The following is a 7348-nucleotide window of genomic DNA, read 5'->3' as shown; positions in this document are numbered from 1 at the left end:
TTTTTGGCTGGCATACACTATAACTAATGATTGCTTATTTTTTTATATTATACAATCTAGCTGCGTCTCAGCTTATTGATTTATCAGTGTGCGAGTGCGAGAATTTTTTCTGGTTGATTCCCTGTGAAGGGAAAACGACGCGCGATCGCACTCAATACCCTTTCTAAATCGGGAGCATCTTTCGCCAATGCTGGCGGCTCTTCCCGTTCGGTCAAATCTGTTAAAATATTCAGGATGATCGTTGCTAAATGTTCATCAGCATTATCCAACAAACTCAATAGCTTTTCAATATCTTCTTTCGCGCCCAACCAGTACCTCGCTCCCAGTAATTCAGCTTTTACTGATAAAGGAAGCTCTAATTTTAGATACTCTTCAAGTTTTGGCAATAGCTGCGGCGTACCTAAAAGCCCGATCGAATTAGCAGCATACCCTCTCACGGCTTTATCTTCATCAACATCTAGCAGTGAAAGCTCCAGAGTTTCTATAGCGGATGGTTCTTCTAAATATCCAAGAGTTTCTGCTGCTGATGCGCGAACCAGTGCCGAAGGGTCATTTCTGAGAATATATTCTATTGGTGCAACCGCAGGAGTATAACCAAGTTCTCCCAGTGCCTCAACTGTTTCAGACCTAACCAGTTCTTCTAGATCGTTTAGCAAAGGCATTAATGCAAGGCCAACTGTCTCTACTTCCTCTGAACCCAGATAACCTAATGCCTCGGCTGCATCAGCTCTAATTGATTCATCGGCAGATTTTAGCAATCTTAATATCTTCGGTACAGCCGCATAAACTTCTGCATCTACAAGCTGTATCAATGCTTCTGTTTGCAGGGCATAATCATCAGAATCGCAATAATCTAGCAGTATTTCAGTTGTCAGCTTATCCATAATTTTTGCACCTTCCTAAATTTTAGTGGTTCCAGCCTAGGTTATTTTCACACTTAGTCAGTTAAATTGAATGGCATTACGCAAGTATCAAAATGACTAAGTGTGAGTAATTGACATCCCCCAAAACTCTCTTAATTTCGTGGTACTACACTAATTGCAGACTAATTTTGGGAGAGGTTTCTTTGAGCAGCTTACCTTTTCGTCTTCTTCTTTTTGCCGCTGGAGCGGCTATGTCTGCCACCAAAGGCTTTCTGGGTTGTTTTAATTTTTTCCTTTTTTTCGTTATCTTTATCGCGTTTAGCTTGCTGTTTCAATATTTTGAGTGCTTCAGACTTATCTGATGCTTTTTTTTCTGCGATTAGTTGGTTAACTTCTTCTACAATACCCGTATCAGCTACATTACCTTCGGCTGTCATAGTGTTTGATTTTTGGTTTATTATATGGGAGTATTAAAAATAGTAGGAACTGTTCATATTCTTATAGTCTAACTCAGACATCCCAACCTTGTCAATACTTGGGTGGGGCTTTATTGAACTTGTCTGCAATTAGTTTGATTTTTTGGTTTTCCCCGCCCCTCTGGGGTTATGGACATTGGTGCAAGATATGAGTTATCACAAATTCATCCTTTGTGCAGATGGAAATTATGCCTGAAAATAGAGAAACTCAGATTAGCGTTACCCTTTTTTTAACGATGGCAAACCGAGTTTTGATTGTCGGCGGGCGGGGACGAATTGGCAGCAGCGTTGCCCAAGACCTTGTTACCCATACCGACGCAGAAGTTACTATTACCGGACGCGACCCTGAAGGCTGTATTACGCCGGAATTGCCGCCGGATAGGGTGCACTATCTAGCTTTCGATTTAGCGGACAGTGCAGCCGTGAGAAAAGCAGTTTCATCTTCTAATCTTGTGGTTCACTGTGCCGGGCCTTTTCACTACCGAGACGCTGGGGTGCTGAAAACTTGCATAGAAGCCGGTGTTAATTATACCGATGTCAGCGACAGTCGCAGTTTTACTCGCAGAGCTTTAGAATTGCGCGAACTTGCTAAAAATGCCGGGGTGACAGCGATTGTCAACACGGGGATTTTTCCGGGTATTTCTAACAGCATGGTGCGCAGAGATGTCGAGCAATTAGATGCAGCAGAACACATCCATTTGAGTTACGTTGTCGGAGGTTCGGGCGGTGCTGGCGTCACCGTAATGCGCACTACTTTTTTAGGTTTGCAAACGCCTTTTGATGTTTTGGTTGATGGCAAACTACAGCAGATAAAACCCTACACCGATCGCGAAACCATAGAATTTCCTCAACCCTACGGCAAAACAGGCGTTTACTGGTTCGATATGCCGGAAGCAATTACTTTGCCCGAAACTTTCCCAGTTAAAACAGTTATTACTAAATTCGGCACTTTTCCCGACCTTTACAATCACCTTACCTGGTTTGTTGCCAAATACTGGCCGGATAGCTGGCTGAAAAATCGCTCTGTTATTGAGTTTTTGTCTTATGTCAGTTACGGGATGACCAGTGTTACTAATAATTTTAGCGGTGTGGGCGTGGCTGTACGATCGCAAGTGACCGGTCTCAAAAACGGCAAACCCGCTAAAGTTTGCTCGAGTGCCGTACACCCAAATGCTGCGACCGCTACGGGCATCGGTACTGGCAGCATAGCTCAATTAATGTTAGAGGGCAAACTTACAAAACCGGGTGTTTGGTCGGTAGAACAAGCTCTTTCTACTGAGCTATTTGAAGGAGCTATTGAGAGTCGCAATTTCAACATAGAGCAGGTTTTTTTGTAGTTTTCTAGGTTGTTTATGGCAATTTTAGATGTTTGGTGAATCGGCTTTTTTTGACGAACAGCGAAGACGCTTATGAGGCGAAGGAAGAGAAGAGAGGAGTGAGGGGGTTCGCAATTGATGGGAGAACCGCTAGATAGGGTTTTTAGCAGAAATTGCTCTTCACAGGATATGAGTCCTGGTTGTTTAACTAATCTATCTTTTGGTAGAAGTAATAGTAACCAGCAGGCGCTTAATATACTGGACATGACGAGAAAAATCCCTTTTCGCTCGATCGGCGGTAGGTGCGACTTTTAAGATGGCGCTTCAACCAAGGTTTTCAATGTGCGATCGCCCAGAAGGGACAACAAACACGATAAGTTTTGCGAAAAAATACGAGGAGACGTTGATATGAAGCGGGTTTTAAAAGCTCTCGGGCAAACATTGAGTCAAAGCATTTTGCTGGTCTGTATGCTGGCTTTCATTGTTCTGGCAGGTATGGCGGTAGCACCCAGTCAGGCTGCTTACGCAGGTCAAGACAGGAGTCAGGCGTCGCCGTCCGCTAAAATTACTGACCCCGCAGAAAGTTTCGAGGATCTCAATCCCCAAGCAGCTTACGAAGATATAGTCAAAACCGCTCAAAATCCTGCAAAGGTCGAGAAAGTTTACGACGAAAGCTTAAAGGAGTACAAGGGAGAACACCCGCAAGAAAGCTTAGTTCAAAAAGCTGAAGGTTTGATCGAAAAGGTCACGGGCAACGAATAAATCAACAGATTTCTATCTCACCCAAGTGGCTGGTAAATACTGACGTTCGGTGAGTATACAATTATGTAGGGTGCGCATTGCGCACCTTACTGCGTTAGAGGAGCGTGTCAAACCACTTTTTGCGTTCAAAAGGGTTTTGTCGTTCCCCTTTTTTTGAGCTAGCAGATTCATCCTTAAGGAAGATGAATAAATAGGAATTTAAACGGTAAATTTAATAAGAGTTACAGTTAGATAAAAGGAAAAAAATATCATGAGCGATGACAAAAAAACGGTAAAGGAACCTGATGCTAACCTCGACCCGCTTTCGGGGGAAACGGGGGCTCATCCAGTGGCAACGGGTATCGGTGCGGCGAGTGCGGGTGCTGCGGGTGCTGCGATCGGCGGTGCGATCGGCGGGCCTGTGGGAGCTGTTGTGGGCGCTGTTGTGGGCGCGTTTAGCGGCGGCTTGGCGGGCAAAGGTGTGGGCGAGGCGATCGACCCCACAGTAGAAGAGGCTTACTGGCAAACCAACTACAGTTCCCGTCCTTACGTTGACACGAGCGCGACTTACGACGACTATCAGCCTGCATACCGCACGGGCTATGAGGGATACAGCCGCTACAACGGTACTGGTAAGAGCTTCAACGAGCTCGAAGATGATTTGCAGCGCGACTACGAAACAAATCGCGGTAAGTCGAACGTGACTTGGGAAAAAGCTAAGCACGCCACGCGCGACGCTTGGGATCGGGTAGAACGCGCTGTTCCTGGCGACATTGACAAAGACGGCCGCTAACACCGTCAGCAAGTATTTCTCAGTCTTGGACGCACATAAACTCGATCCGTTCCGGCTTTTTTACCGGGGCTGCGGAACGCAGCGAAGTGTTTCGGTAAAAAAACCCAGTTTCTGCGTCTGGGACTGTTGTTGATATCTAGGACTATTTTCAACGCGAGTTGAGCGAAGTTATGGGGAATTTTCAGCCCCTCTCTACATCAGGGAGGGGTATTTTTAGGCTCCGTTGAAATCGCGTTTTTCAGCAAGACTTTGCCAGGGCTGTTTTTCCGGCGATCGCCAAAAAAAAATTATTAACAAGAGAGTTTGAGATTAACACTCTTTTTTGACTATTAGCCTTAAAATTAAACTTAATTCAGGACTCAGGCATCGATCGCATATTTCTGTCATTGTTGGCGATGCGCTTTCTTCAACCGCAGCCGGAGCGTGAAAGCGTTCGCGGCCTCAAGTCCGATAATTGTTAATCTAAATCCTCTCATTCAAAATCGGTATTACTTGTGGATGAAATGCTGGAAAGAGCTTGGACACTCAAGCAAAATTTAATTGACTTTGTGCTGGATGCTGAGGGAGAGTTGGCGGTAGCTTTGGAAGCTTTTGCAGCAGCTCGATCCACCGGCGAGCGCTACGATATTGCTCAGCAAAATCAAGTGATTGACAGTTTTACCGTCGAAGGTAAAGTCGGAGAGAAAACGCCGATCGATCTATTTATCGAGAGTCAGCCAGATTTAACCGAGATCGAGACCGGTTTGCTAGAAAGTTGGCGCCACAGAAGCTTCACTGGCTTATTTGAAATCACTCAAATTTCCCCCGACGGCTTTGAACTGATGAACTGGCTGACGGCTAAGCACTACGCTGTCAAGCCTAACAGCGCGAATTTCCTGCAAGAAATGTCTCGCTTTAAGTTAGGAGAAATCTTGCGGGCTCGGATTGCTCCCCTTACCGATAACTGGTGGATACTCTCGGGCCCTGGCATCCCGATGGGGAATTTGGGCAAGCCGAAGTTGGCGGTGGCGATCGGCAATTTCAAGCAAAATCACAAAAAGAACCTGTACAGCGATGCCCCGGAATTGTTAGAGCAAGCTTGGCAGTCGGTAGAACAGTACCACGAAGATTTTACCGAATTTTTTGGCAGCGATGAAGTGACGCTATCGGGATATCACCTCAATAAACAGTTGGCTGAATTTCAGGAAGTAATCACTAAAAAACGCCTAGCTGATATCGGCATTGATGAAACTAAATCTCTCGCGGAAATAGTTGAAGATGCGGGAGTCGATGCAGAAGAAATTAAAGCAGCAGCTATAGCAGCAGCCGGTGCAGATCCCTCTTCAGTTGAGGTAGCGATCGACAGCAATGCTAGTTCAAAAATGGTAATGCCGAAAGCCGAATTGCCCGATCGCTTCAAGAAAGCCGAACAGGTGACAGCACTTTCTCATCCCCGCTGGGGGCAAACCTTTTTGTCTACCTACAGCCAGTTTACCGCAATGCTAGCAGCCGAAGACTTTTCCAGCATTCCCGGTTACGAGAAGCTGGTTCGCAGCTATCTAGAAGATCCGGCAATTAATGTGTGGATCTGGCGGCGGTTAGCTAAAGTTGAGCCAGCAAAATTAGAACAAATTTTGCAAACTGTATTAGAGCGCACAGACTTTCAGATCGATCGCGATTTAGATGCCCTGCTGCAAGAGTTTAAAAAACCCTTAGAACCCGAACTCCCCGAAATTGCCAGCGTTCCCCTGCACCTGCACAACTTATTTCAGGAAGCTTTAGGCGAAGTTAGCAAGTCAAAATCCAAGCCACAGGAGAAAAAGAAAAGCTCTAAGGGCTTTAAATCCTGATGTTAGGAACAGGCTTTTCGGCCTGTTCCTAATTTGCCTACTGGCATCACAATCTCTGCACTTCACCGTAAAATTACTTACTCTATCCCATCTAAAATTTCAACTCTAAAATCGATTGACCGAAGTTGAAAAACCCGGAATATTAGTGCGAGCGTCCCGCTCGCGATCCGCGCCGCGAGCCGCTCGCGATCCGCGCCGCGAGCGGGGACGCTCGCACTGCAACTCGAAAAATCATGATTCCGATGAAGCGCGGAAATGATATCAGTCCTGTTTAATTCACACTTTAAAAATCACAACTATTTTCAGTAATATAACTGAACTCAATATTTTTTTTTCTCGCTCAAACTTGGTGGAATTATCCATCTGTATCAGCGCCGAGGATTGGCATCGAAATTAAAAATCTACCGCTCAACTTCAAGATTTATTTCTTTTGACACTTGACTCAAATAAGGTGTTATGATTGGAGATATAAAAAAGTCTTCATAAGTTTGAACGCTGACTACAATGATGCAAAATGTATTGAAACACGTGCGGGAATTGCAGGGACATATCGAGCAACTACCTGTAGATAAACAGGCGATTTTAACAAGCAATGTCGAGCAGTTGTCCGCATCTTTACAAGAATTGGCTGCGGAGTTTCAGTCGCTTTTGTTGTCTAAACAAGCCCAAGCCAAGTTACAAAGAATTAACAGCAATTTAGACATTAAAGTTTCCCAGCAAGCTGCTAGCATCAGACATTTAGAGCAGCAGTTAGAGCAAAGCCATATCCTGTACAGAAGGGTGACTCAGGCACTGACAAAAGGGGAATCCCGACTGCAAAGTCTCCTGCGAAATTCTTCCGATTTGATGACAATTATCGAAGCAGACGGACGCATCCGAGACCAAAATTCGAGGGCAGCAGAGCGGATGTTAGGCTACAATCTCGAACAAAGAATTGGCGAATTCCAAGACGATTTGATCCACCCAGACGATCTACCTGTTTGGCAAGCATATTTTGCAAAATTACTCAAACAGCCGGGAATTGCACCGCCTGTAGAATATCGGAAACGCCACGCTAACGGTTCTTGGGTGTATTTAGAAGTCATTGGTAACAATTTACTCCACGATTCCAGCATCAACGGCATAGTCCTCAATTCCCGCGATATCACAGAGCGCAAGTTCTCAGCAGCAGCTTTGGAAAAATCGCAAAAGCAAATCGTTAATATCTTAGAAAAAATCACAGACGGCTTTTATGTGCTCAACCGCCAGTGGCAGTTTACCTACCTCAACGCGAAAGCAGAGCAGTGCTTGCGAAAAGGGCGTCAAGAACTTATAGGTAAAAATATTTGGG

General features: G+C 45.2%; 7 protein-coding genes. 5 read left to right on the top strand and 2 right to left on the bottom strand.

Annotation, left to right across the window (positions count from 1 at the left end):
* Window positions 1–83: 83 nt before the first annotated feature.
* Together QUA02_RS32505 and QUA02_RS32500 are read right to left on the bottom strand one after the other, a co-directional pair.
* Window positions 84–884 carry a HEAT repeat domain-containing protein gene (locus tag QUA02_RS32505; RefSeq protein WP_333033845.1) on the bottom strand — a complete coding sequence of 267 codons (801 nt, stop codon included), beginning with the start codon at window positions 882–884 and terminating at the stop codon, window positions 84–86.
* 191 nt (window positions 885–1075) lie between these two features.
* Window positions 1076–1300: a polymorphic toxin type 34 domain-containing protein gene (locus tag QUA02_RS32500; RefSeq protein ID WP_333033844.1), complete on the bottom strand. Its 225-nt coding sequence runs from the start codon at window positions 1298–1300 to the stop codon at window positions 1076–1078.
* 275 nt (window positions 1301–1575) lie between these two features.
* On the opposite strand from QUA02_RS32500, the gene QUA02_RS32495 reads away from it, so the two are divergent.
* From QUA02_RS32495 to QUA02_RS32475, 5 genes are all read left to right on the top strand, one after another.
* Complete coding sequence (locus tag QUA02_RS32495; protein ID WP_333033848.1) at window positions 1576–2676, top strand: saccharopine dehydrogenase family protein; 1101 nt, start codon at window positions 1576–1578, stop codon at window positions 2674–2676.
* Window positions 2677–3063: 387 nt separating this feature from the next.
* Window positions 3064–3417, top strand: a complete 354-nt coding sequence (locus QUA02_RS32490) for a hypothetical protein (RefSeq protein ID WP_333033842.1) — start codon at window positions 3064–3066, stop codon at window positions 3415–3417.
* A gap of 250 nt (window positions 3418–3667) precedes the next feature.
* The gene (locus QUA02_RS32485) at window positions 3668–4189 is read left to right on the top strand and encodes a hypothetical protein (protein WP_333033841.1); all 522 of its coding nucleotides are present in this window, start codon (window positions 3668–3670) and stop codon (window positions 4187–4189) included.
* A 503-nt stretch (window positions 4190–4692) separates the two neighbouring features.
* The gene (locus QUA02_RS32480; RefSeq protein ID WP_333033846.1) at window positions 4693–6018 is read left to right on the top strand and encodes a hypothetical protein; all 1326 of its coding nucleotides are present in this window, start codon (window positions 4693–4695) and stop codon (window positions 6016–6018) included.
* A gap of 504 nt (window positions 6019–6522) precedes the next feature.
* Window positions 6523–7348 (top strand): PAS domain-containing protein (locus QUA02_RS32475; protein ID WP_333033840.1); only part of this gene is annotated, 826 nt, incomplete at its 3' end.

It is taken from the genome of Microcoleus pseudofavosus SVA1_A4 (assembly GCF_036700565.1).
Classification (GTDB): domain Bacteria; phylum Cyanobacteriota; class Cyanobacteriia; order Cyanobacteriales; family Microcoleaceae; genus Microcoleus.
Note: the sequence above shows the minus strand (reverse complement) of the source record. Positions and strands in the feature narration are given on the sequence as shown.